Source organism: Pseudomonas sp. PA-1-6B (assembly GCF_021609545.1).
Classification (GTDB): Bacteria; Pseudomonadota; Gammaproteobacteria; order Pseudomonadales; family Pseudomonadaceae; genus Aquipseudomonas; species Aquipseudomonas fluorescens_BV.
Genome location: NZ_WJZM01000052.1, coordinates 17,483 through 40,741, shown reverse-complemented (window position 1 = coordinate 40,741; position 23,259 = coordinate 17,483). Strand labels below are relative to the sequence as shown.

The window sequence follows — 23,259 nt, the reverse complement described above, 5'->3', positions numbered from 1 at the left end:
GCAGCAAAACTACCTCTACCAACGCCAATACGACTACGACAAAAGCGGCAACCTCACCCGCCTGCTCGACACCCGCAAGGGTGAACACCTTTACCGCTACGACCCCCTCGCCCGCCTGACCCGCGCCGATCACTCGCAAGACGTACAGGAACGCTTCGCCCACAACCCGGCCGGCAACCTGCTGATGCAAGACCGCCCCGGCCCGGACATCGTCGCGGCGAATCATCTGATGATCCAGGGCGACCGTCATTACCACTACGACGCCTTCGGCAACCTCATTCGCGAACGACGCGGCAAAGGCCAGCAACTCGTCACCGAATATCACTACGACTGCCAGCATCGGTTAGTCAGCATCACAAAACCGAACGGCCAAACCGCCAGCTATCGCTATGACCCATTTGGACGCCGCATCAGCAAGACCGTAGACGGCAAGACCACCGAGTTTTTCTGGCAAGGCGACAAGCTGATTGCCGAACACCATGCAGAGCGCCATCGCAGCTATCTCTACGAACCCGACAGCTTCCGCCCATTGGCACTATTGGAAGGTTTCGGTCCACAAGCCACAACGCCCTACCACTACCAACTCGACCACCTCGGCACCCCGCAGGAACTGACCAGCCCCGAAGGCGAAATCGTCTGGTCCGCCCACTACCGCGCCTACGGCCAGATCGCCCGGCTCGACGTGGGAAAAGTCGACAACCCACTGCGATTTCAAGGCCAGTATTTCGATGCGGAAAGCGGCCTGCACTACAATCGCCATCGCTACTACAATCCGGATATTGGTCGTTACCTGACGCCAGATCCAGTGAAGCTGGCGGGTGGGATCAATGGGTACCGGTATGTGCCCAATCCGACGGGATGGGTAGACCCGCTAGGCTTGAATTCATGCCCAGGCGATGATGGGTGTAAAAAGCAAACGAGTGCTGACGATCCATCCTACAAGTCGAGCGTGGATGATGGACAGCCTTCAGCTCCTCTTGTTCACGGAGTAGACGCAACCTTCTTAAATAGAACACACAGCATTGAAGGGAAGCGGTCAACCAAGCGTGTGGAAGAAATTGCTCGCAGTATGCGAAACGACGGATACGATAAAAATACGCCAATAGACGTTTTTGAGTATAACGAGCAACGCTATATTGTTGATGGGCACCACCGAGCTGCCGCTGCAAGACAAACAAAGACGCCAGTCACCATAAAACTAATCCAGAATATAGGTGACCATAACAGCTCGTTCAACAGCACCCAGGACGTAATAGACGCTTCAAATGCAGTAGGACTGGATAGACTGGAAAGGCCTAGACGATGAGAGTTCAGACGCTAGAACATTTGATCACAGAATACTTGGAACAAGTAAAAAAGGCTACCGACTTACTTGAGCAAGTGTTTGGAACCAAAAATATCATTGGTCTGTGGCGATCCAAAAAAATCCCGCAGCGTGGGACGGTCGCTGCAAATGTCACCTACGAGCTGCACGGTATTGGTTGCAGTGTTTACTTATCTGAAATATGTGTCGACTTTGATTACGGCCCGGACGATAGGGTCGACGGTTTCGACTCGTGGAGGCTGTATATGTACGCATGCGAAACACCCAGCAAGTATAAAAAATATACAGATAAACAAGCCTTGGAACGTGAGTTCAATGCGTACCTAAAAAAGGGCAAAGCCAAGAAAATCGAAGGGTCCACATCTAATTTGTACTTCATACAGTCTTGATGCCGTTCAGGTAAATCTCCTTACCCTAGACACTCTGAATATCGAATATGGGATGGGACTTGACCTCGATAACTGTGAACCAGCCAATGCATGTGCAAACTGACCCAACAACATCGGAGGTAAGCCTTGGTGCCGATCAGTCAAGCGAACGCAATACTCAAAGCAACGAAGATCAAAAGTGGGAGCTGGCTTGCCTGCGAAAGCGGTAGTGCAGTAACAGAGGCAGTGACTGACACACCGCCTTCGCGGGCAAGCCCGCTCCCACAGGGGATCTGCGCTTAACAGACTGGAATCCTTCCCACATTCACACCCACGGCGCCACTCTTTCCCACCGATGGTTTGGATGAGGCTTTTCGCAGAACGGGTATACCCAGGTCCGAATACAGCGTATCGAAATGGGGCAAAGACCAATATGGCAAATCATTTCCAACAGAATGGCGAGTACAAACCGGTCCCAATAGAGGAGCGGAAGTGAATATTGACGATCCTATGCTCGTGCCAAGTAAAGAAGGTCCGAAATCACCTCATATTGGCTATCAAACACCTGGAAAGAGAGGCGACGGAGGAGCCAAAAGAGGCCATATACTGCTCCAACTGGTTCCTGTCAGCCGGTCCAGAATAGGTGTCCCCTGATGAGTTACCTGGAAGACGAAATAGACGAAGCCTGTAATGCGCTGAACCTCGACGCTGGAAAGCTTGATTCGAGCGAACTCAACTTGTTGATAAGCTCTCTGACGAGAAAATTCTTCAAAGCGCAGAGCAATGTGCTTGATCCCATCGAACTGAACGAGAAAAGCACCGAACACAACCCTGACTTTTGGAAGGAGATGCCGCATCGCATTAGCGGGAATGGCCTGGTTCTGCTGGTATTTGACTCAGCGTATAGCGCCTGGAGAATGGAAAACGCTCGAGTGATAGCCTCTGTGTTAGGCGAAACCACCGGATATCCGTTTTGGATAACCGATAAAGAGCTGACGTTCTTGGTACACATGGATGATCATGACTGTGTCATTTGGGCATGAGGGTCACTCCGCCTAAATTGCAGCCTATGACCCCCATAGCCAGCCCCAATTCGCCACCCTGCCCACCTCAACCTAGACTCTGTCCAAGTTGTTTCAACGGACAGAGGATTCACCACCATGGGCAAACGTCACCCCAACCTCCCCGCCTGGCAATGGCGTCAGTACCCACAGAACCATCAGCACCCAACCAACCTGGCGTTGCACCTGATTGCCGTGCCGCTGTTTATCGTCGGTTTCCTGCTGATCGTGTCGGGCGTGTTCAGCCTTAGTCTGGCCAGCTTCGCCGTCGGCGTGATTGGTATTGTCGCGGGCCTGGCGTTGCAGCGTCACGGCCATAGCCTGGAAGCCCAGGCCAGTGAGCCGTTCAGTGATCGCAAAGATGCGGTGCAGCGCCTGGTGGTCGAGCAGTTCGTGACCTTCCCGCGCTTTGTGCTCAGCGGTGGCTGGTGGCGCGCCTGGCGGCAGCGGCACCACCACTGACCGGCGGGTTCAGGCGAACACCACCACGGTCTGACGGCTGAGGGCGATCAACTCGCCGGTCGGGCTCCACAAGGCAGCGGCAGCGTGGCCATAGCCGTCGCGGGCGTGTTCGATGTTGACGTGGTACTGGCACCAGTCGAGCGTAGTCAGGTCTTGCAGCGGCTGGATGAACTCGATGGTCCAGGTCAGGGTGCTGCCCGGCGCGGGCTTTTTCAGGTGTGGCAGCAACGCCGGTGGCCAGGCGTCGACCAGGGCGAGGATATGCGCCTCGGTCAGTGGTTCTTCTTTCACATCCCCCCGCAACCGTACCCAGCCACCCATGTCGCGGGACTTATTGCCGGTAAACGGCAGGCCACCCACGGCCCAACGCATCGCCAGGTGGCGCATGAACTCAGGGGTAACGCCCTTGATGTACGGCAGTTCCTGGCACTCATCCCAATGTTTGAATACCGGTGGCGGCTCACTTGCCACGTCAATTTCGGAGGGGCGAGAGGCGCCAAAACTGGCCTGGACCAGGGTCGCCACTTCACCGTTCTGCACCACGCGCCCGAGCAACTGGCTGACCGCCTTGCCTTCGCGCAGCACTTCGACTTGATAACTGGCAGGTACATCCGGCGCTACCGGGCCGACAAAGGTGATGGCCAGCGAGCGCAGCGGTCGATCCGCCGGCACCTGGGCGCGCAGCGCCTCGTACTGCAAGGCAGCGACCAGGCCGCCAAAAGTGGCCCGGCCCTGGGCCCATTCGGCAGGAATGGTGACATCCAGCGGATTGCTACGGGCAGCGTCGAGCAAATCACTAAAGCGCATGGCGACCTCACATCAAGAAAATCCTGGAGGAATCTTAACCATCGAATTGCGCAGGCACAGCGCCCATTCCGGCCAAAAACCGGACCGGTTTAAAAACACTCGGCGCTGAGCGTGTCCAGCACGCGGTCGGCCTTGCCTTGCGCCTTGAGCATGGTGCGCTGCCACACCGCTACGCAGGGTTGCAGGTCCGGCTCGTGCCCGGCCTGGGCCAGCCACTGCCAACAGTCATGCCAGTCACCCAGCGCGCTCTGGGCTTTCTTCAAGTGCGACAGGGCCTTGGTGGGTAATTTGTCCAGCTCGGGATACGCCTCGGCGGCATAGCGCACGCGCTTGATCAGCAACCGTAGTCGATGACGGTCATGATCGGGATCCTTCAGCGCCTCATCGAGTCTCTGCGATTGCTTGGCCAGGCGTTTCTGGATACGCGGGCGCAAGCCCTTGAGCAGTTTCTGGTGCTGTGACGCGCGGATAAACCGTGGGAACGCATCCAGGATCAGCAGCAAGTGCGCCAGCTCCGGGCTTTGCGCCACCTGGCGATAAGCCTCGGGCTGCAGACGCAGGCGACGATCAGCCGCGTCGTGATAGCCGTGCTGATGCAAATACGCCGCCAGCACCTCTCGGTCGCGTAGCGGCGTAGTCAGTTGGCCAACCGTGCTGGCGGCCAATTCAAGCTGTTCGACACCGGGCAGCCCGCGCAAAGGGCGCAACAGGCTGCGCAGGCGGCGTACCGTGGTGCGCAAATCATGCAAGGCTTCATCGTCAGTGACGGCGGCGAGGCGAGCCTGGCAGCTCAGTAACCCTACTTCCAGGCCAATGACCTGAGCGACTAACTGATTGACCAATGCTGACATCCTGCCCTCACTTTCCGATGAAAAATCCTATCCGCCCTGGGTTATCGCCCGGCGCGAGACTCACGAATGTAGAACCGCGCCTTTTCGGCCTTGTTGGAGCAACCCTCGAACGCCTCGAACTGCTGCTGAGTCTTGGCGCCAGTCAACAGCGACAACGCCTTCGAATAGCTGACAGTGCCGGCAAAACCTTCGGCCTTGGCCAGGTCCAGCTCTTTCCAGGCGGCGTCCAATTGCGAGCCACAGCTGTCGCGATACGCGGTTTTCCCGGCACAGCCAGCCAAGGCCAACACGATCACAGGCACACAGATCCAGGCTTTCATTGATGACACCTCAAATATACAAATTCAGTCGTAGCCTGTAGACGTTGCCTACAGGGAAAAGTGCCTTGTCCTTAGCCTGAAATCAGTAGTACCTATTGCCAGAGCATACCCGAGCCTGATCGCCAGCCTGGAAAAATATTGCGCGCTGTCAGCAAGGATTGAAGCAGGCCCCTTGATGGGTGCATTGTGGGCCCCTGTTTTGCGAAGGATCTGGCCATGAAGAAACGTGTTGCCTTAGTGCTGGGCTCCGGTGGTGCCAGGGGCTACGCCCATATCGGGGTGATCGAGGAAATCGAACGACGCGGCTATGACATCGCCTGTATCGCCGGCTGTTCCATGGGCGCCGTGGTGGGTGGGATCTACGCCGCAGGCAAGCTCGACGAGTACCGCAACTGGATCGAAAGCCTGGACTACCTCGACGTATTGCGCCTGGTAGATGTGAGCTTTCGCCTGGGAGCGATTCGCGGTGAGAAGGTGTTCGGGCAAATCCGCAAGATTGTCGGCGATATCAATATCGAGGAGCTGCGCATCCCCTACACTGCCGTCGCCACCGACCTCACCAACCAACAGGAGATCTGGTTCCAGGAAGGCTGCCTGCACCAGGCCATGCGCGCATCGGCGGCCATCCCCAGCCTGTTCACACCGGTGATGCAGGGCAACCGCATGCTGGTGGACGGCGGCCTGCTCAACCCGCTGCCCATCGTTCCGGTGGTGTCGAGCCATTGCGACTTGATCATTGCGGTCAACCTCAATGCCACCAACCAGAAACACTACCAATTGCCGGTGATCCAGCGCCCGCCGGCGTTCAAGAGCCGCTTCAACAGCCTGGCCAAGTCACTGGGCTCCCACCTGCCCTTTCGCCGCAAGCAGGCCGAGCAGTTGATGAAGCTGGAACAAGAAGCCTTGCAGGCCCAGGCCGCCGAAATCAACCCGTGGCTGGAGTCTGCCGAACCCGAAGCCCAGCAACCTGCCGCGGCGCCGGAGAAAGCCGGCGCACCGAAGTCGGCCACCGGCTCGTTCATCATCGACAACGTCGGGCCTGCCTCGCTGCTGGACCTGATCAACCAGAGTTTCGAGGTGATGCAAACCTCATTGGCACAATACAAGATCGCCGGGTATCCGCCCGATGTGCTGATCAACGTGCCGAAGCGGGTGTGCCGGTTTTTCGAGTTCTATAAAGCGCCGGAGTTGATCGCTTTGGGGCGGGAGATTGCCAGTGATACGTTGGATCGGTATGAAAGTGAGCAGAGTTGAGCGTGTAGGTGTTGCGGATGGCCTCATCGCGGGCAAGCCCGGCTCCCACAGGGGAATGCATTTCAACTGTGGGAGCTGGCTTGCCTGCGATGGCGCCAGCACAGGCACCAAAGGTTCAGGCACCTAGCAACCGATACCCCACCCCCGCCTCAGTCACGATAAACCGTGGCTGGGTAGGGTCATCCGCCAGCTTCTGGCGCAGGTGCCCCACCACGATACGCAGGTAGTGGCTGTCCTCGGTATGGGTTGGCCCCCAGATGTCCTTGAGCAACTGCTGTTGGGTAATCACCCGCCCCGGGTGGCGTGCCAACTGCGCCAGCACTGCGTATTCCTTGCGGGTCAGCGCCACTTCAGCACCGTCCAGCAAAACGCGGCGATAGGCCAGGTCGACCGTCAGCGGGCCAAAACTCAAAGCGGCTTCCTGGGCCTCTCCGGCCGGTGCCTGGCGCAACAGCGCACGCACACGGGCAAGAAACTCCTGGATGCCGAACGGTTTGGTCACGTAGTCATTGGCGCCACCGTCGAGGGCCTCGACCTTCTGACCTTCGCTGGCCCGCACCGACAGCACCAGCACCGGCACGCTCGACCACTCGCGAAACTCGCGCAGCACCTGTTGGCCGTCCATGTCGGGCAGGCCCAGGTCGAGTACCAGCAGATCCGGTTTGCTCAAGGCCGCTTGGGCCAGGCCTTCGTTGCCGGTGCCGGCTTCGATCACCTTATAGCCCTGGGAGGCCAGGCTGATGCGCAAGAATTTGCGGATCTGCGGTTCGTCATCAATGACAAGAATCGTCGCGGTCTGGCTCATGGTGTCTCATTAAAACCCATTAAAAAAATCACCCCCTGTAGGAGCGAGCTTGCTCGCGAAAAACCTCTAGGCACCGCGTGCATTCAGGACGCCATCATTATCGTTAACGACCTTCGCGAGCAAGAACTAGGCGTCCCCCTGTTCCTACAGGGCTTATTCCAGGGCAGGTTGTGTGGGTAGTGGTAAAAACAAGGTGATGCAGGTACCCAGACCGTCAATGCCATCGGCAACGCTGATATGCCCACCGTGCGCACCGACCATGCCCTGGCAGATCGCCAAGCCGAGGCCGGTGCCCTGCCCGCCTCGATCACCGCGGGCAGCGGTGTAGAACATGTCGAAGATCTTCGCACGCTCCTCCTCGGGAATCCCCGGCCCTTCATCCGCTACGGCAAAAAACAACTGCTCATCCTGCACGCCCGCACGCAACTGCAAGCGGCCCTGGGGCGGCGAAAACCGCGCGGCGTTTTCCAGCACATTGACCAGAGCCTGCTCAATCAGCGCCGCATGCACATACAACAAGGGCAGTTCCGGCGGCACATCGGTGCTCATCTGCAACGGCGCCAGCACGGCGCGCAATCGCCCAAGGGCACTGCCGACAATATCGCCGGGCGACACCCAATCGCGTGCCAGTTTCAGCGCACCGTGGCCCAGGCGGGTCATGTCCAGCAGGTTCTGAATATAGCGGTCGAGGCGCTCGGCTTCATCACGGGTGCCTTCGAGCAATTCGCGGCGATCCTCCAGGGGGATGGCTTCACCAAGGGCCAGCAGGCTGTCGATGCTGCCGCGCATGGAGGTCAATGGCGTGCGCAAGTCGTGGGACACCGAAGCGAGCAAAGCGCTGCGCAGTTGTTCGGTTTCGCCGTGCAGGCGCGCCGATTCCAACTCCTGCCCCAATTGCGCCCGCGCCAGTGCCTGGGCCAGCGGTTGGCTCAACGCGGTGAGCAAGCGTCGACGTTGCCCGCTCAATTCCAGGCCAGGCTTGGCACTGACACCCAGCAACCCCAAAGGCCCCTCTTCACCCGACAGCGGCCACCACCACCAACGCCCAAACGGCAAAGTGCCGGTGCCCATGCCGGCCGGCTGATCATGCTGCCAGGCCCAATCGGCGGCGGCGCGTTCGGCTTCGGTGAGGGTCAACGGGCCACCGGTCTCGACCTTCCAGCCGCCCTGTCCGTCGCGATTGACCAGGCACAGGTCGAGCTCGTTCCAACCTTGCAGATGGTGGGCGGCGGCGCTGATGACGGCTTGGCGGTCGGTGGCAGCGGTGAGCTTGCGCGACAGGTCGAGCAGCTCGCTGGTTTCTTCCTGGGTATCGCGCAACGCCTGCAACTGGCGGCGCTGGCGTGCGGCGAGGTTGCCGGTCAACGCTGCCATCAACAGGAAGAACAACAGGGTCAGCACGTCTTCTTCGCGCTGGATGGCGAAGGAAAAATTCGGCGGAATAAATAGAAAATCGTAAGTCAAAAACGACAGTGCCGCGCACACCAGGGACGGCCCCAGGCTACTGCGCACCGCCACCAACAGCACGGCAGCGAGAAACACCAACGAGATGTTCGGCAGCGCCAACGCGCTGGACACGGCCCAGGCCACTGCTGCAGCAGCGAGGGTGGCCACCACCGCCAAGGCGTAATCGAACCACACCAACCCGCGTACCTCCGGCAGGCGTGGCGGTGCAGGCATGTCATCGCTGTCGAGGACGTTGATTTCCAAGCCGCGGGCATTGCGCAACAGGCGTGCCGCCAAGCCGCCACCGAACAGGCGCCGCCGCCAGCGCATCCGTGACTGGCCTACCAGCACTAAACTGGCACGGCGTTCGGCGGCGTGCTGGATCAGGGTCTTGGCCACTTCCCCGGCGCGCAGCAACACCACTTCCCCGCCCAGCCGCTCTGCCAGTTGCTGGGCGTTTTGCAGGCGCAGGCGCGATTGCTCATCCCGCGCACGGCCGTTGTCGATGTGCACCAGGCTCCAGGGCAAATGCCGACGCTGAGCCACGCGGCTGGCATGGCGCACCAGGCGTTCGGCTTGGGCATCGCCATCCACACCGACCAACAGGCGCCCACGCACCGCCGGCGCAGCCTGGCCGAGTTGGCGATAGCCCTGGGCCAAGTCATCGTCGACGTGGGCGGCGGCAGTTTGCATGGCCAGCTCGCGCAGGGCCATGAGGTTGGTCTGGGTGAAAAACGCATCGATGGCCGCACGCGCCTGTTCGGGCACATACACCTTGCCGTCACGCAGGCGCTCGAGCAGCTCGCGAGACGGAAGGTCGATCAGCAGCAGTTCGTCGGCCTCTTGCAGCACCCAGTCCGGCAGGGTTTCGCGCACTTGCACGCCGGTGATGCCACGCACTTGGTCGTTGAGGCTTTCCAGGTGCTGGACGTTGACCGTAGTGAACACGTTGATGCCGGCGGCGAGCAGTTCCTGGATGTCTTGCCAGCGTTTTTCATGACGACTGCCGGGAGCGTTGCTGTGGGCCAGTTCGTCCACCAGCACCAGCTTTGGCTTGGCGGCGAGCAGGCCGTCGAGGTCCATTTCTTCGAGCATCACGCCACGGTATTCGCTACGCAACAGCGATTGTTGCGGCAGGCCGCTGAGCAAGGCTTCGGTCTCGGCGCGGCCGTGGGTTTCAACCACCCCAGCGATCAGGCGCACGCCCTGGCGCAGTTGGGTATGGGCCGCCTGGAGCATGGCGTAAGTCTTGCCCACACCGGGCGCGGCGCCAAGGAAGACTTTGAGCCGGCCACGGCCGTCCCGGGGCAGATCGGCTAACAGGGCATCGGCGCGGCCGGCGTCGCTCATGCTCGGGGGTTCCTTCAGGTATTGATAGAGAGTCTTCAAGGCCACCATCGCGGGCAAGCCCGGCTCCCACAGTGGAATACATTCCAAATGTGGGAGCCGGGCTTGCCCGCGATGGCAATCGTCTTGCTTACAACGCTTCCAAAGCCATGTTCAAGGCCAATACGTTTACTACGGGCGGGCCTACCAGAGGGCTTTCGATATGCTCATCCAGCAACCGCTGCAAGGTCGACACTGGCACATTTCGCGCCGCCGCCACTCGCGCCAGTTGATAGGCAATCGCCTGCGGTGGCAAGTGTGGATCAAGGCCGCTGCCGGAGGTTGTCAGCGAGGCCAGTGGCACCGGGCCCTGGCCAGGCACTGACTGTTTGCCGGCATCCTCGATGATGCGGGTCGCCAGGGCAGGATTGCTGGGGCCCAGGTTACTGGCACTGCTGGACACTGTGGCAAAAGCACCGGCTGACGGGCGTGGGTGAAACCAGCGGTCACCGGTAAAGTCCTGGGCGATCAGGCTGGAGCCGCGCACCTTGCCGCTGGCGTCGCGCACCAGGCTGCCATTGGCCTGGTCGGGGAACGCGACCTGTGCCACGCCAGTGACCACCAGCGGGTAGGCGACGCCGGTGATCAGAGTCATGAGCAACAGCAGACTCAGGGCCGGGCGAATGATGTTTGTCATGGTCAAATCCTCAATAAATCAGACAGGTCAAACCAGGTGCAGCGCCGTCAGCAGCATGTCGATGGCCTTGATGCCCACGAACGGCACCAACAGCCCGCCCAGCCCGTAGATCAGCAGGTTGCGCCGCAACAACGCCGCCGCACTCGCCGCCTGCACCCGCACGCCGCGCAGCGCCAGCGGAATCAGCACGACGATGATCAAGGCGTTGAACACAATGGCCGAAAGGATCGCGCTCTGTGGGCTCTGCAAGTGCATGATGTTGAGCACGCCCAGTTGCGGGTAGATCGAGGCGAACAGCGCCGGCAGGATCGCGAAGTACTTGGCCACGTCGTTGGCGATGGAAAAGGTCGTCAGCGCGCCACGGGTCACCAGCAGTTCCTTGCCGATCTGCACCACGTCCAGCAGCTTGGTCGGGTCGCTGTCGAGGTCGACCATGTTGGCGGCTTCACGCGCGGCCTGGGTGCCGTCGTTCATCGCCATGCCGACGTCAGCCTGGGCCAGCGCCGGGGCGTCGTTGGCGCCGTCGCCGCACATGGCAACCAGACGACCATCATTCTGCTCATGGCGAATACGCGCGAGTTTCTTCTCTGGCGTGGCTTCGGCCAGCACATCGTCCACCCCTGCTTCAGCGGCAATCGCGGCGGCGGTCAGCGGGTTGTCGCCAGTGACCATCACGGTGCGAATCCCCAACTTGCGCAACTCGGCAAAACGCTCACGGATACCTGGCTTGACCACGTCTTTGAGATGGATCGCCCCCAGTAACTTGCCATCGGCGCACACCAGCAAGGGCGTGCCGCCGCTTTGGGCGATCTTGTCGATTTCCCGCGACAACGCAGGCAGCAGGTCGCTGCGTTGCTGGCCGATAAACGCCAGCAGCGAGTCCACCGCGCCTTTACGGAACACACGGCCCTGATAGTCGACACCGGACAAACGGGTCTCGGCGCTGAAGGGCACGGCGGTCAACGCCTCCAGGCTCGGCTCGGCCTGGGGGTGCAAGGCGCGCAGGTATTCAACGATGGATTTGCCTTCCGCCGTATCATCGGCCAGGGACGCCAGCAACGCGCCTTCGGCCAATTCGCGGCCACTGACGCCAGGTGCAGCGACCACGGCCGAGCAACGACGGTTGCCGAAGGTGATGGTGCCGGTCTTGTCCAGCAGCAACACATGCACGTCCCCCGCCGCTTCCACCGCGCGTCCAGACTTGGCGATCACGTTGAGACGCACCAGGCGGTCCATGCCGGCAATACCGATGGCCGACAACAAGCCGCCAATGGTGGTAGGAATCAGTGTCACCAGCAGTGCGACCAGGAACACCAAAGGCAAGCTGCCATTGGCGAAGTGGGCGAACGGCTGCAAGGTCACCACCACCAGCAGGAAGATCAGGGTCAGGCCGATCAGCAGGATATCCAGCGCGACTTCGTTGGGGGTCTTCTGGCGTTTGGCGCCCTCCACCAGCGCGATCATGCGGTCCAGGGTGGACTCGCCCGGGTTGGCGGTGATGCGGATCAGCAGCCAGTCCGAGACCAACCGAGTGTTGCCGGTAACGGCCGAGCGGTCGCCGCCGGACTCGCGGATGACCGGGGCGGACTCGCCGGTGATCGCTGCTTCGTTGACCGCCGCAATACCTTCGACGACTTCACCATCACCGGGGATCATTTCCCCAGCAGCCACACGCACCACATCACCCTTGCGCAGGCTGGTGGCCGGCACCACCTTGAAGCTGCCATCAGCTTCCTGGCGACGGGCACTCAAGCCTTCGCTGCCAGCCTTGAGGCTGTCGGCGCGGGCCTTGCCACGGCCTTCGGCCAAGGCTTCGGCGAAGTTGGCGAACAGCACGGTGAACCACAGCCACACCGCGATTTGCACCGCAACAAAGGTGGGCACGGTGGTATCGGGCACAAAGCACAACACGGTGGTGAGGATGGCGGTCAGCTCCACCACCAGCATCACTGGCGAGCGTTGCAGTTGGCGTGGGTCCAGCTTGACGAACGCCTTGACCAGTGCCGGGCGCCACAGGGCCGAGATAGCGGTTTTGGCGGGCTCCTGGGGTTTGACCGGGGCCGCGTTTTTTACAGGCATATTCATTTTCATATCCCTTAACTAGAAGCCCATGCTCAAGTGTTCAGCGATGGGGCCCAACGCCAGCGTCGGCAGGAAAGTCAGGCCGCCCACCAGCAAAATGGTAACGGTCAACAAGGTCACGAACAGCGCGCCATGGGTGGGGAAGCTGTTCTGGCCAATCGGCGCGGTCTTCTTCATCGCCAGGCTGCCGGCCAGGGCCAGTACCGGGAGGATGTAGCCAAAGCGGCCGATCAACATGCCCAGGCCGAGCATCAGGTTATGGAATGGGGTATTGGCGCCGAGGCCGGCAAACGCCGAACCGTTGTTGGCACTGGCCGAGGTATAGGCATAGAGCAATTGACTGAAGCCGTGTGGGCCAGGGTTACTGATAGCGCCCGCCGGGCCCGGGAGGCTGGCAGCGATGGAACTCAGCACCAGCACGCCGACCGGCATCACCAGCAGGGTCACCACCAGCAATTGCACTTCCTTGGCTTGGAGTTTCTTGCCCAGGTATTCCGGGGTGCGGCCGATCATCAGGCCGGCGAGGAACACCGCGATCAACACGTTGAGCAACATGCCGTACATGCCGGCACCCACGCCGCCGAAGATCACTTCGCCGACCATCATGTTGACCAGCGCCACCATCCCACTCAGGGGACTGAGGCTGTCCTGCATGCCATTGACCGAACCGTTGGACGCCGCGGTGGTGGTCACCGACCACAGCACGGTACCGGTGGTGCCGAAGCGTGTTTCCTTGCCCTCCAGCGGCACGGTCTGTTCCACGGCAGGGTGGTTCAGGGTCGGATTGGGCTGGTATTCGGACCAAAGCGACGTCGCGCCGCCGATCAGGAACAACGCCAGCATGCACGCGAGGATCGCCCGGCTCTGACGCAGGTCCTTGACGTAATGGCCAAAGGTAAACACCAACGCCACCGGGATCAGGATGATCGAGGCCACTTCAAACAGGTTGGCCCAGGCTGTCGGGTCTTCAAACGGATGCGCCGAGTTCACGCCGAAGAAGCCACCGCCGTTGGTGCCCAGTTGCTTGATCGCAATCTGGCTGGCGGCCGGCCCCAGCGGAATCACCTGGTCCACGCCCTGCAGCGTGATGGCATCCACATAGTGAGCGAAGGTTTGCGGCACGCCCTGCCATACCAGGAACAGCGCGAGCACCAGGCACAACGGCAGCAGGCCGTAGAGGGTGGCGCGGGTCATGTCGACCCAGAAGTTGCCCAGGGTCTGGGCAGATTTGCGCCCGATCCCACGGCACAAGGCGACCAGGACGGCGAGACCGGTCGCCGCACTGACGAAGTTCTGCACCGTGAGGCCGGCCATCTGACTTAGATAACTTAGGGACGCTTCGCCGCTGTAGTTCTGCCAGTTGGTATTGGTCATGAAACTGACGGCGGTGTTGAACGCCAGGGTCCATTCCTGGCCCGGCAGTTTTTGCGGGTTCAGTGGCAGGGAGCCCTGAAATAAAAGGATCGAGAACAACAACAAGAAGCCCGCCAGGTTGAATGCGAGCAAGGCCAGCATGTATTTCTGCCAGCTCTGTTCCTGCTGCGCATCCACGCCCGAGAGGCGATAACAGGCTTTCTCGACAGGCCCCAATACGGGCGTGAGCCAGGTGCGCTGGCCTTCCATCACCTTGTAGTAGAACCGCCCCAAAAAGGGTGCCGGCACCAGTACCACGGCAAAGAAGGCGATGATCAGCCAATAGTCATAACTGTGCATAGCCCGCTCCTAGTTCCGATCCGCGCGTAACAGCGCAACCAGCAGATAAATGAACAGCGCCACGGCCAATAGCAGTGACACTCCGTCCAGAACGCTCATGGAAATTTCCCCGTCTTGCGGCGATTGCCGCGTGTGGGGGCATTGTCCGCAGGAGCGGTGTAAAGGAACGAGAGCGAGGGGCTGGGTGGGGCGTAAAGATGGCGTAAAGAGTGGGTTTATGTGGGGTTTACAGCGGGGTTTGCCGTGGCTGGGAGGGCCTCTTCGCGGGCAAGCCCGGCTCCCACATTCGACTGCGTTCTTTCAATTAAAACTCGGTCAAGTGTGGGAGCGGGCTTGCCCGCGAAAGCGCCCGCCAAGTCACCACCGCACTTATGTGGTGCAACTCATGCCGCATTCAAACGCCAAACCGTCCCTTCGGCGACATAGGCATTGCTTTACGACATAGTTCTGAGGCTTGGCATAGCCACTGCAACACCTTGAATCATTACAAACAGTTCAAGGAGCGCAGCACAATGAACACACAACTCAAGCCCACCTTGGGCACCTTGCATCTATGGGGCATTGCCGTGGGGCTGGTGATCTCCGGCGAGTATTTCGGCTGGAGCTACGGCTGGGGCGTCGCCGGTACCTTGGGCTTTCTGGTGACCTCGTTGATGGTCGCCGCGATGTACACCTGCTTTATCTTCAGCTTCACCGAACTGACCACTGCGATTCCCCACGCAGGAGGCCCCTTTGCCTACAGCCGTCGCGCCTTCGGTGAGAAAGGTGGCTTGATTGCCGGCCTGGCCACCTTGATCGAATTTGTCTTCGCCCCGCCCGCGATAGCCCTGGCCATTGGTGCGTACCTGAACGTGCAGTTCCCGGCACTCGACCCCAAACACGCCGCCGTCGGCGCCTATATCGTGTTCATGGGCCTGAATATCCTCGGGGTAAAGCTCGCCGCCACCTTTGAGTTGGTGGTCTGCGTGCTGGCCGTTGCCGAACTGCTGGTATTCATGGGTGTGGTCGCCCCGGCCTTCAGCTTCAGCCACTTCGCCCTCAACGGCTGGGCCGGCTCCGACACCTTCGGCGCCCCGGCGATTGCCGGGATGTTTGCCGCCATCCCCTTCGCCATCTGGTTCTTCCTCGCCATCGAAGGCGCTGCCATGGCCGCCGAAGAAGCCAAGGACCCCAAGCGCACCATTCCGAAGGCCTACATCAGCGGTATCCTCACCCTGGTGATCCTGGCCATGGGCGTGATGTTCTTCGCTGGCGGCGTAGGTAACTGGCGCGCGTTGTCGAACATCAACGACCCATTGCCCCAAGCGATGAAAACCGTGGTGGGTGAAAGCTCCGGCTGGTTGCACATGCTGGTATGGATTGGCCTGTTCGGCCTGGTGGCAAGCTTCCACGGCATCATCCTCGGCTACTCGCGCCAGTTCTTCGCCCTGGCCCGTGCCGGTTACCTGCCGTCTTTCCTGGCCAAACTCTCACGCTTCCAGACACCGCACCGCGCCATCCTCGCCGGCGGCGTGGTGGGTATCGCCGCCATCTACAGCGACGGCCTGATCAACCTGGGCGGCATGACCCTGACTGCCGCGATGATCACCATGGCGGTGTTCGGTGCCATCGTCATGTACATCATGAGCATGCTCAGCCTGTTCAAACTGCGTAAGACCGAGCCGTTGCTGGAACGCACCTTCCGCGCACCGGGCTACCCCATCGTGCCGGGTATTGCGCTGGCGCTGGCGGTGGTATGCCTGGTGGCGATGGCCTGGTTCAATACCTTGATCGGGCTGATCTTCCTGGGCTTCATGGCGGTGGGTTTCATCTACTTCCAGCTGACCGCACAAGACCGCGTCGATGCACCCGCGGATGCGATGTTGACCGGACAATAGCGCCTATGAGGCAGAACGGGCCTACACTGAACTACTCAGAAAGCCCATGACTCAAAGCAGTCATTACCGTGGGAAGCTTTCCCACGAACATCTGCCTCAAGGAGAGCCTTATGCCGTGGTATGCGTGGTTGATTATGATAGTCGCGATCGGGTCGATCGTCGGTGGGCTGATGATGCTGCGCGACAGCGCCAACAAAGTCGAACTCACCGACGAACAACGCAAACGCGTGGCCGAGCGAAATGCGCAGGCGGATGCCAAGGATGCACAAGACAGATAAATCGCGTGTAACCCCGTGGCGAGGGAGCTTGCTCCCGCTGGGCTGCGAAGCAGCCCCCCCTACTCCCAATCCGCCTTGGCAATATGCAACCCATGTTGCCCCTTATAGGCCGCACGCTCCGGCTGGCTCCAGCCACTGAGCAACTCATCCTCCAGCCTATAGATCTCCACCCCCAACGGCCGACACACCGTCAACGGGTCCTGCGCCTCCGGCCCCCACATCGGCAGCGACAAATCCCCGCCAGGGCACGTCGACAGCGCACACAGCAGATCAATCTCGGCAAAGAACTCCAGGTAATCGCCCTTCTGCGCCGGACAGGCCTTCATAAAGTACATGTCATCGTGATTGAGCCCGGTGCACTGGAAAATATTCAACACGTCATGCACATCGAACTCCGTCAGCCCATGGGGCAATACCGCACGGGTCAGGTTCGAGTGGCAATGGTGATGAAAGTCCTCCCCCGTCAGCATACGGTTCACATAGGGGTCGCACCGCGTGCCCAACAAGTCATGCAAACGCCCACCGTGCTCATCAATGCCGTAGCTGGACAGACTGTCATCGGTGATCGTGACCAAGGGCCTTAAAAAGGGCAGGTTCGACCACAACCGATCATGGGTGCTGACATGAGCGCCTTGCAGCTGACGAGTGCGCGCAGCCCACAAACGTTCGCGCGGATCGTTGGCGTTCCAGACATTAAAGTCCCCCACCTGCGGCCCCACCGGCGTGGTCACACGAAACACATGCCCGGCCGGCACCTTCCACGCCCTCCCCGTACGGATCGGCACCTCGAACTGTTCGATCAACGTGCGCTGGGTTTTCTGATCACGAATACGCTCATAGAACGCCGTATCCACCTGCAACGCCGAACCTTTGCTGACCTGGTAAGCGGCCGGATAGTCTTTGTACATGGGGCAATCCTCCATCAAGGGTGATCAAACAGGGCGAGGGAAAGGTGTTCTGAATCGTCCAGGTACAGGCTCATCGCCTCGCTGGCGGCCTGGGTTTGGTTGCGGGTTAGCAATGTGTATATCTCATGGTCGCGCTCCAGCCAGGGCGACTGGAAGCGCTGCTCGTCCGGTGCGGCGCAGAACACCAGACGCAACTGGGCAATCACCTGAGCGAAAAACTCGTCGAACAATGGGCTGCCCATCAAGGCGACGATCTGTTGGTGGAACATAAGACTGTGGGTGGCCACGGCTCGCCAATCTTCGCGCTCCCGGGCCAGGGTGGTGGCGTCGATGGCGTTTTGCATACGGCCTGATTGAGTGTCCGTCAGCGGGCCGCTTTGGGCTATGGCCTGCAACTCCAGGCTGCGGCGGACTACGAAGAGGTCGCGTACTTCTGCTCGCTCCAAGCGCCGAACCATGACGCCCTTATTGCGCACATAGCGAGTAAGGCCCTCCTGGCCCAGACGATGCAGCGCCTCGCGAATCGTATTGCGGGATGCGTTGTAGGCCTTGACCAGCTCGACCTCGATCAGCGGCATGCCGGGCAATAGCCGGCCCCCGATGATGTCAGCGCGGAGTTCCAGGGCGATTTGGTCGGCTAAAGATAAAGTGAGTGGCATCGTTACCTCGAGATTGTTGAACAATCACTGAGGAGGAGGTAATCACGTTTCGTGCCAATGCTGCCTGCGAATTACAAGGCGCAAGGTCCGATAAGGAAAAGGCCGGTCAATGACCGGCCTTCTGCGCTTTTATTACATCTTCAATTAATAACCAACCTGTCGCGATTCTTCTCCAGCAGTGCCTTGCCGATGCCTTTTACTTCCAGTAACTCATCCACCGCTGTGAACGGGCCGTTGCTTTCACGATAGGCGATGATTGCCTTCGCCTTGGAAGCACCAATGCCGAATAGATCGCGACGCAGGGTCTCGGCGTCGGCGACGTTGAGGTTGACCTTGGTGGATTGCTCGGTCTTGGTCATCTGGGTGGAGATGGGGGTTGGGGGCTCTGGCTTGATTGACGGCGCAGCGGTGGTGGCGACGGAGAGGCTGGTGAGGAAGGCGAAGATGAGGGATGAGATGTAGAGGTTTTGCATTGGTGACGCTCCATGACATCAGTAAGAGAAAAAAGCAGCTTTTCCGAAGCTGCTTTTCTAACTTAGGTGATTGCTAGAGACTGTCAAAAACTGATAAGTAACCGGGCGTGTTTAAAAATCAGGTCATAAAATTGCACCAGGGCCGATCAAACGTATGCGTCCGAGCTACACCGCCTTGCAACTCAAACCTAAATTCGTTTAAACCACTGATTCACGCGCTCGCACTTAATGCCGCTGGATCAAAAACATCGCCATGCCATTCAACCATGTCGTCATGCTCTGGATGATTGGGGTGGGCCATCGCCGCCAAAAAGTCCTCATAGCCAGCCCCGCCACCCACATTTTCCGGTGGGCAAGCATTGGCGCCATCGATGCAATACGGCACCTGAGGACAGGCAATAGCGGGTAACGTTTTTTCGACCTTGATACTGTGATGCCAGCTGTCACCAAAGTCGTAGAGATAATTAAATGTCCGCTTTCCGTTCAGCGCCTTGATCAGCGTTTTACGAGCTTCCGGATTAACCGTCGGCCCCCCAGCCATTGGGATCGGGCATACCATAACGCTCACCGGCAATTTCAAACTCATGCAGATGGCTATCATCTCTAGCCCATCACGGCCTGGATGACACGGTGCAGTTTGCCCAAGGTGATGTTTCAGGCCCCGCGAGCCGGCGCCAAATCTTCGGATTGGTCCACTTCAGCGCAATGTGCAGCAGCAACAGGTCGGAGGCGGGTTTGGGTAAACGGACAATTTTAACCATGGATCAGGCGGCCTCGCAGTGTTCAGAGTGGCTCAAAGAAATATTCCAGGGCAGCAACTCACTTACCCGATTGATTGGGTGCTCGGCAATGTGCTCCAGCACATAAGTCAGATACGCCTGTGGGTTCAATCCGTTTAGCTTGGCCGAACCCACCAGACTGTAAATCGCCGCGGCTCGTTCTCCGCCGGCACCGGAACCGGCAAACAGATAGTTTTTGCCCCCCTGCGCGACGGCGCGCAGCGCCCGTTCGGGGGGGTTGTTGTCGATTTCGATTCGACCGTCATCGCAGCAACGCGTTAAAGCCTGCCACCGGTTTCGGTATAGAGGATTGCACCGCCTAATGTCGATTTTTTCAACAGTTGAGTGAGCGTCTGGTTAAGCCATGCGTGTATTTTTTCCAGCAGCGGACTGGCCCGGCTTTGCCGAATCGCTTTGCGTTAGTCTGGCGGTTGCCCTCGAATTTCGCTCTCGATGGCATACAGGGCAGCAATTCTTTACAGCGCCTCGCCAGCAAGTGGTGAAGCCTGGTCTTTGTAGACATCGTAAAACTTGAGGCGGGCATGAGCCCAGCATGCGGCTTCCTGAATAATGCCCGTCGCATACAACTGAGCAAAACCGGCATAGCCGTCAGCCTGCAAGATCTCGCTGAAACTCTTGAGATGAGCGCGGGGATGTTCTCCCTTGCGATCTGGCGAGTAGGCAAACCATACAGCCGCGGGCGTCGTGTAACCAGCAGATCGGTCGTCGCGCACGTACGTCCAGAGGCGAGCCGTTTTGGTTTTGCCGTGGCCCGGCGCGAGCACGCCAATTGATGTGTCGTCGGCATGAACTTTGTGCCCGCTCATGACATGGCGCTCAAGCGCGTTGACCAGTGGCCTGAGCAATTGGCTGCTCTGGCCACCCAGTCGGCCAGGGTTGAGCGCTCCAGATCCACGCTCTCACGGGCGTAGGTCTAAGACTGGCAATACAAAGGCAGATGATCGACAAATTTAGAGACAAGCACGTGAGCCAGCAGCCCAGGGCCTGCAAGGCCTCGGACTATCGGTCGACTCGGTGCAGGAACTTGGGCAATGTGCTCGCAGCAACTGCAAACCATCTTCGGGCGCACATGCAGGATCACTTTAAAACGCGCCGGGACGTACTCCAGCACCTCAGACATATCCTCACCCAACTGGCGCAGATTCCCACCGCAGCCAGAACATTACGACTCGGGCTGATGCGCTTGTATTTCGCGAGGCAGATGTTCAGGCAACGGCTCGCGCCGAGAGACGACGCGAGGAGACGAGGAGGTGATTCGGTTGGCGGCGTCAGTTCAGTCTGGATGACTTGCAACTCTTCAAGGTTCAACTGGAGTTGGTCGATCATCGCATCCAATTGCTCGGAACTGCGACCGAACTGCATACGACGCAGCTTGGCGATCATCATGTTCAAGCGCTCTATCTCTGCCCGCTGGGCAGAGACCAGAGTTTTCAAGGCTTGAAGATCGTTAGGCAGCTCCGTCGGCGGTGATGGCGGCAGCGGTTGACAGGCGAGCCTGCCTGGTTTTACAGGAGGACTGGCGCAACCGCTAACACCTCCAAAGCGCGAAGTTTCGGAACTCCTCTCAAAAGCCCCCCCAGAAGCGCAAAGCGCTCCATTACCTCAAGGAAATGACAGGGCTGGAGACCGCGCTCTACAAGGGGGGCGCCTTTAGTTCTGGAACATCCACCCTCCCTCGGCGTCCTGCCGAACGAAATTTACCGACTGCCCTGTCGCAATTTCAAAACACGTCTACAGTCTCTGTTATTCGAACGGACCTCGATTACAACAATACAAAGGAATCATCATGCATAGGATCGCTTTTGCGAACGCCTTGCGCGGTATCGCCGCCCTCTGCGTGGTCAATGCCCACTACGTCCTGATGTTCAATTACATCAAGGGCGCATACGGCGGGCTGCTTCCTCTGACGGAGCCTGTATTCCCATCCTGGATGCTCGAAACCTTCAATCCTATCGGAAACATGAATATGGGCGGCTTTGGCGTGGCCTTGTTTTTTCTGATCAGCGGCTTGGTCATTCCGATTTCTGTCGCAAGTCTTAATGGAAGCGCTCTCGCAAAAACAAAATTTGTGATCGCTCGTATTTTCCGTATCTGGCCGACGTACGCCGTTGGCCTGCTTGTCACCCTCGGAGCCCTCAGCGTAGCGGCCGCGTATATGGGCAATAACGCTCCCTATACCGCTTCGCAGGTTCTCATGCAGATGTCCCTATTCCGTGATTGGTTCGGCAGTTCGGCGCCGCTGGATGGGGTGGTGTGGACGCTGGAGGTTGAAGTTAAATTCTATCTAGTAGTGTTGCTGTTCTGGTCGATGATTAGCCGGGGAAAACTTCTCCCTCTATACGCGCTAAGCGTATCTACCGTGATGGTGGCTAACTTTTATCCGGGGAATATCCACCAGGCCGGCGCGCTAGCCGCCTTCGTTTTTCCGATAAAATACATTTTCTTCATGATGATCGGCGTGGCATTCAACTATCACTACCGGGGTTTTATTAGCAGCGAAAAACTCTTTGCCATAAGTATCAGTATGCTATGCGTTTTTGGTTACAGTGGATTCACCGAGGGATGGCCCTTTGAAGTAATCGCGGCCTACTTTATGGCTTTTGCCGTTTTCACAGTTCTATATTTTTTTGCAAGCAGTTGGGCGGGCGGCCCTACCTTCACTTTTTTTTCAAACATCAGCTATCCGCTATATGCCTGCCATGGCGCACTAGGCTTTGTTGGCATGAGAATTATGATAGACCATGGAATTGGTGCCATGCCTGCCCTAATCATCCAAACGACGGTTACTATTTTTGTTTCATGGATCATCCACAAGGCGGTTGAAGATCCAACTCACCGTATGGGGAAAAGGATAGCCGCAAGCATAGGGAAGTCACGACAGATAAGCAGGTTCACTAGATCTACTCAATAAAAAAGCCCGCGTTCTGCGTAATGCTGTTCACTTAAGCGGAGCAGCCTTACGGTTTACTGGAAACCGGTTTTTTCAGATCTTCACCGTCCTTGGTCTTGATGGCCTTTGGCGGGGCCTCCCTGAGGATTCGGCCGGCATCGTTGGCGGTCAGCCACTCGAGTTCTTTGATGGTGATTTTGGTCATGAAATGGACTCCCCCTACTTTCCCCCCACAAAAACATCGGCTCTTGATGGACGTTACTGGACTCGTAGAGCAAAACACCGCTGGAGCTCAAGTAAATACTAGCGTGGAACAATCCAGAGTAAAATTTTGGAAGCTTTCAAGAAGTATGAAAAAGGAGATGGGGTGCTAGGGGTCGAGTGTTCGAATCACTCCATCCCGATCATTATTCCTGAGTAGAATCAGATACTTGAGCCAACCAGCTAGATCGGCTTTTTTGTGCGCGCCCAGCATGGGCGCAATCTTGTGGGTGAAAGTCCCGCCGTGAGCTGAGCACAGCGAACGAAGTGAAGCGCAACTGCATGAGGGCGACCGAGTGTGGGGAGGAAGCGTGAATCGAAGCCATGAGCCGATGTACAAGAACCGGATGTAAGGCAAGGCCGATTAGGGCGAGCGGGCACAAAACCGCGAAGCTCTTGTGGTCAAGGATCAGGCTGTGTAAATCCGGCGGTTGTGTGGTGAAGGATTGCGTTCTTACCTGGGGAGATCTCGCCTCATGCCTGAAAGGGCGACGGTGCAAGCTGGAGCGAGAAGTCAGCAGAGGCCGTAGTAGTCTTTTTTTTGACGAAGGGCCGAACGAGAGAAAGCGTTATAGGCCATGTTGATGCGAAAGACCG

The 23,259-nt window shown here is 58.9% G+C and carries 25 protein-coding genes and 2 pseudogenes; 9 read left to right on the top strand and 18 right to left on the bottom strand.

Annotated features, from left to right (window positions below; all coding sequences use genetic code 11):
* The 5 genes from GIV35_RS21295 to GIV35_RS21275 form a co-directional block, all read left to right on the top strand.
* The coding region (locus tag GIV35_RS21295) for an RHS repeat-associated core domain-containing protein (RefSeq protein ID WP_236491440.1) at positions 1-1,306 on the top strand (1,306 nt) is incomplete at its 5' end.
* Positions 1,303-1,713: a DUF6896 domain-containing protein gene (locus tag GIV35_RS21290; RefSeq protein ID WP_105226239.1), complete on the top strand. Its 411-nt coding sequence runs from the start codon at positions 1,303-1,305 to the stop codon at positions 1,711-1,713. The genes GIV35_RS21295 and GIV35_RS21290, both read left to right, overlap by 4 nt.
* A 291-nt stretch (positions 1,714-2,004) precedes the next feature.
* Complete coding sequence (locus GIV35_RS21285; RefSeq protein WP_219848559.1) at positions 2,005-2,346, top strand: polymorphic toxin type 47 domain-containing protein; 342 nt, start codon at positions 2,005-2,007, stop codon at positions 2,344-2,346.
* Entirely contained in the window at positions 2,346-2,735 is a 390-nt protein-coding gene (locus tag GIV35_RS21280; protein ID WP_223024184.1) for a hypothetical protein, read from the top strand. Before GIV35_RS21285 ends, GIV35_RS21280 begins: the two co-directional genes overlap by 1 nt.
* A 117-nt stretch (positions 2,736-2,852) precedes the next feature.
* Positions 2,853-3,215 carry an Mpo1-like protein gene (locus GIV35_RS21275; protein ID WP_003189844.1) on the top strand — a complete coding sequence of 121 codons (363 nt, stop codon included), beginning with the start codon at positions 2,853-2,855 and terminating at the stop codon, positions 3,213-3,215.
* Positions 3,216-3,224: 9 nt separating this feature from the next.
* Here the strand turns inward: GIV35_RS21275 and GIV35_RS21270 are convergent, their stop codons facing one another.
* The 3 genes from GIV35_RS21270 to GIV35_RS21260 all read right to left on the bottom strand — a co-directional run bounded on the left by GIV35_RS21270 (position 3,225) and on the right by GIV35_RS21260 (position 5,193).
* Positions 3,225-4,022: an acyl-CoA thioesterase gene (locus GIV35_RS21270; protein ID WP_105226237.1), complete on the bottom strand. Its 798-nt coding sequence runs from the start codon at positions 4,020-4,022 to the stop codon at positions 3,225-3,227.
* A gap of 89 nt (positions 4,023-4,111) precedes the next feature.
* On the bottom strand, positions 4,112-4,873 hold the full coding sequence (locus tag GIV35_RS21265) for a CHAD domain-containing protein (protein ID WP_105226236.1): 762 nt from the start codon (positions 4,871-4,873) through the stop codon (positions 4,112-4,114).
* Positions 4,874-4,914: 41 nt separating this feature from the next.
* A complete protein-coding gene (locus tag GIV35_RS21260; protein ID WP_003189839.1) occupies positions 4,915-5,193 on the bottom strand; it encodes a hypothetical protein in 279 nt (92 codons plus the stop codon).
* 216 nt (positions 5,194-5,409) lie between these two features.
* Between GIV35_RS21260 and GIV35_RS21255 the strand changes: the two genes are divergently transcribed.
* Entirely contained in the window at positions 5,410-6,447 is a 1,038-nt protein-coding gene (locus GIV35_RS21255; protein WP_003189836.1) for a patatin-like phospholipase family protein, read from the top strand.
* 115 nt (positions 6,448-6,562) lie between these two features.
* On the opposite strand, the gene GIV35_RS21250 is transcribed toward GIV35_RS21255, so the two are convergent.
* The 6 genes from GIV35_RS21250 to kdpF form a co-directional block, all read right to left on the bottom strand.
* The gene (locus GIV35_RS21250; RefSeq protein WP_003189833.1) at positions 6,563-7,252 is read right to left on the bottom strand and encodes a response regulator; all 690 of its coding nucleotides are present in this window, start codon (positions 7,250-7,252) and stop codon (positions 6,563-6,565) included.
* A gap of 153 nt (positions 7,253-7,405) precedes the next feature.
* On the bottom strand, positions 7,406-10,048 hold the full coding sequence (locus GIV35_RS21245) for a sensor histidine kinase (RefSeq protein ID WP_213153478.1): 2,643 nt from the start codon (positions 10,046-10,048) through the stop codon (positions 7,406-7,408).
* 127 nt (positions 10,049-10,175) lie between these two features.
* Entirely contained in the window at positions 10,176-10,721 is a 546-nt protein-coding gene (gene kdpC / locus GIV35_RS21240) for a potassium-transporting ATPase subunit KdpC (protein ID WP_105226234.1), read from the bottom strand.
* A gap of 27 nt (positions 10,722-10,748) precedes the next feature.
* Positions 10,749-12,812 (bottom strand): potassium-transporting ATPase subunit KdpB, encoded by a 2,064-nt coding sequence (kdpB, locus tag GIV35_RS21235; protein ID WP_236264244.1) that lies wholly within the window; start codon positions 12,810-12,812, stop codon positions 10,749-10,751.
* A gap of 9 nt (positions 12,813-12,821) precedes the next feature.
* Positions 12,822-14,516, bottom strand: coding sequence for a potassium-transporting ATPase subunit KdpA (gene kdpA / locus GIV35_RS21230; protein WP_236264243.1), 1,695 nt, complete (start codon positions 14,514-14,516; stop codon positions 12,822-12,824).
* A 9-nt stretch (positions 14,517-14,525) separates the two neighbouring features.
* Entirely contained in the window at positions 14,526-14,615 is a 90-nt protein-coding gene (gene kdpF / locus GIV35_RS21225; protein ID WP_003218754.1) for a K(+)-transporting ATPase subunit F, read from the bottom strand.
* A 413-nt stretch (positions 14,616-15,028) separates the two neighbouring features.
* On the opposite strand from kdpF, the gene eat reads away from it, so the two are divergent.
* Both eat and GIV35_RS21215 read left to right on the top strand, forming a co-directional pair.
* The gene (gene eat / locus GIV35_RS21220; protein WP_236264241.1) at positions 15,029-16,393 is read left to right on the top strand and encodes an ethanolamine permease; all 1,365 of its coding nucleotides are present in this window, start codon (positions 15,029-15,031) and stop codon (positions 16,391-16,393) included.
* A gap of 110 nt (positions 16,394-16,503) precedes the next feature.
* Positions 16,504-16,671 (top strand): DUF2897 family protein, encoded by a 168-nt coding sequence (locus tag GIV35_RS21215; RefSeq protein WP_065950345.1) that lies wholly within the window; start codon positions 16,504-16,506, stop codon positions 16,669-16,671.
* A 59-nt stretch (positions 16,672-16,730) separates the two neighbouring features.
* Here the strand turns inward: GIV35_RS21215 and GIV35_RS21210 are convergent, their stop codons facing one another.
* The 8 genes and pseudogenes from GIV35_RS21210 to GIV35_RS27350 all read right to left on the bottom strand — a co-directional run bounded on the left by GIV35_RS21210 (position 16,731) and on the right by GIV35_RS27350 (position 20,945).
* The gene (locus tag GIV35_RS21210; RefSeq protein ID WP_236264239.1) at positions 16,731-17,579 is read right to left on the bottom strand and encodes an urea carboxylase-associated family protein; all 849 of its coding nucleotides are present in this window, start codon (positions 17,577-17,579) and stop codon (positions 16,731-16,733) included.
* A gap of 14 nt (positions 17,580-17,593) precedes the next feature.
* Positions 17,594-18,238, bottom strand: coding sequence for a GntR family transcriptional regulator (locus tag GIV35_RS21205; RefSeq protein ID WP_236264237.1), 645 nt, complete (start codon positions 18,236-18,238; stop codon positions 17,594-17,596).
* A 140-nt stretch (positions 18,239-18,378) separates the two neighbouring features.
* Positions 18,379-18,711, bottom strand: a complete 333-nt coding sequence (locus GIV35_RS21200; protein ID WP_213153482.1) for a ComEA family DNA-binding protein — start codon at positions 18,709-18,711, stop codon at positions 18,379-18,381.
* Between the two features lie 188 nt (positions 18,712-18,899).
* Positions 18,900-19,472: pseudogene (locus GIV35_RS21195) on the bottom strand (plasmid pRiA4b ORF-3 family protein).
* 3 nt (positions 19,473-19,475) lie between these two features.
* Positions 19,476-19,625, bottom strand: coding sequence for a transposase domain-containing protein (locus GIV35_RS27365; protein ID WP_329609854.1), 150 nt, complete (start codon positions 19,623-19,625; stop codon positions 19,476-19,478).
* 84 nt (positions 19,626-19,709) lie between these two features.
* A pseudogene (gene tnpC / locus GIV35_RS27360) lies at positions 19,710-20,317 on the bottom strand (IS66 family transposase); the annotation flags it as partial.
* A 107-nt stretch (positions 20,318-20,424) separates the two neighbouring features.
* A complete protein-coding gene (locus GIV35_RS27355) occupies positions 20,425-20,631 on the bottom strand; it encodes an IS66 family transposase zinc-finger binding domain-containing protein (RefSeq protein ID WP_329609853.1) in 207 nt (68 codons plus the stop codon).
* Positions 20,589-20,945: a transposase gene (locus tag GIV35_RS27350; protein ID WP_329609852.1), complete on the bottom strand. Its 357-nt coding sequence runs from the start codon at positions 20,943-20,945 to the stop codon at positions 20,589-20,591. Before GIV35_RS27350 ends, GIV35_RS27355 begins: the two co-directional genes overlap by 43 nt.
* A 352-nt stretch (positions 20,946-21,297) precedes the next feature.
* Here GIV35_RS27350 and GIV35_RS21185 point away from each other — a divergent pair, with 352 nt between their 5' ends.
* Positions 21,298-22,422 (top strand): acyltransferase family protein, encoded by a 1,125-nt coding sequence (locus GIV35_RS21185; protein ID WP_213153483.1) that lies wholly within the window; start codon positions 21,298-21,300, stop codon positions 22,420-22,422.
* A 46-nt stretch (positions 22,423-22,468) separates the two neighbouring features.
* On the opposite strand, the gene GIV35_RS21180 is transcribed toward GIV35_RS21185, so the two are convergent.
* Positions 22,469-22,606, bottom strand: a complete 138-nt coding sequence (locus GIV35_RS21180; RefSeq protein ID WP_213153494.1) for a hypothetical protein — start codon at positions 22,604-22,606, stop codon at positions 22,469-22,471.
* Positions 22,607-23,259 lie beyond the last annotated feature (653 nt).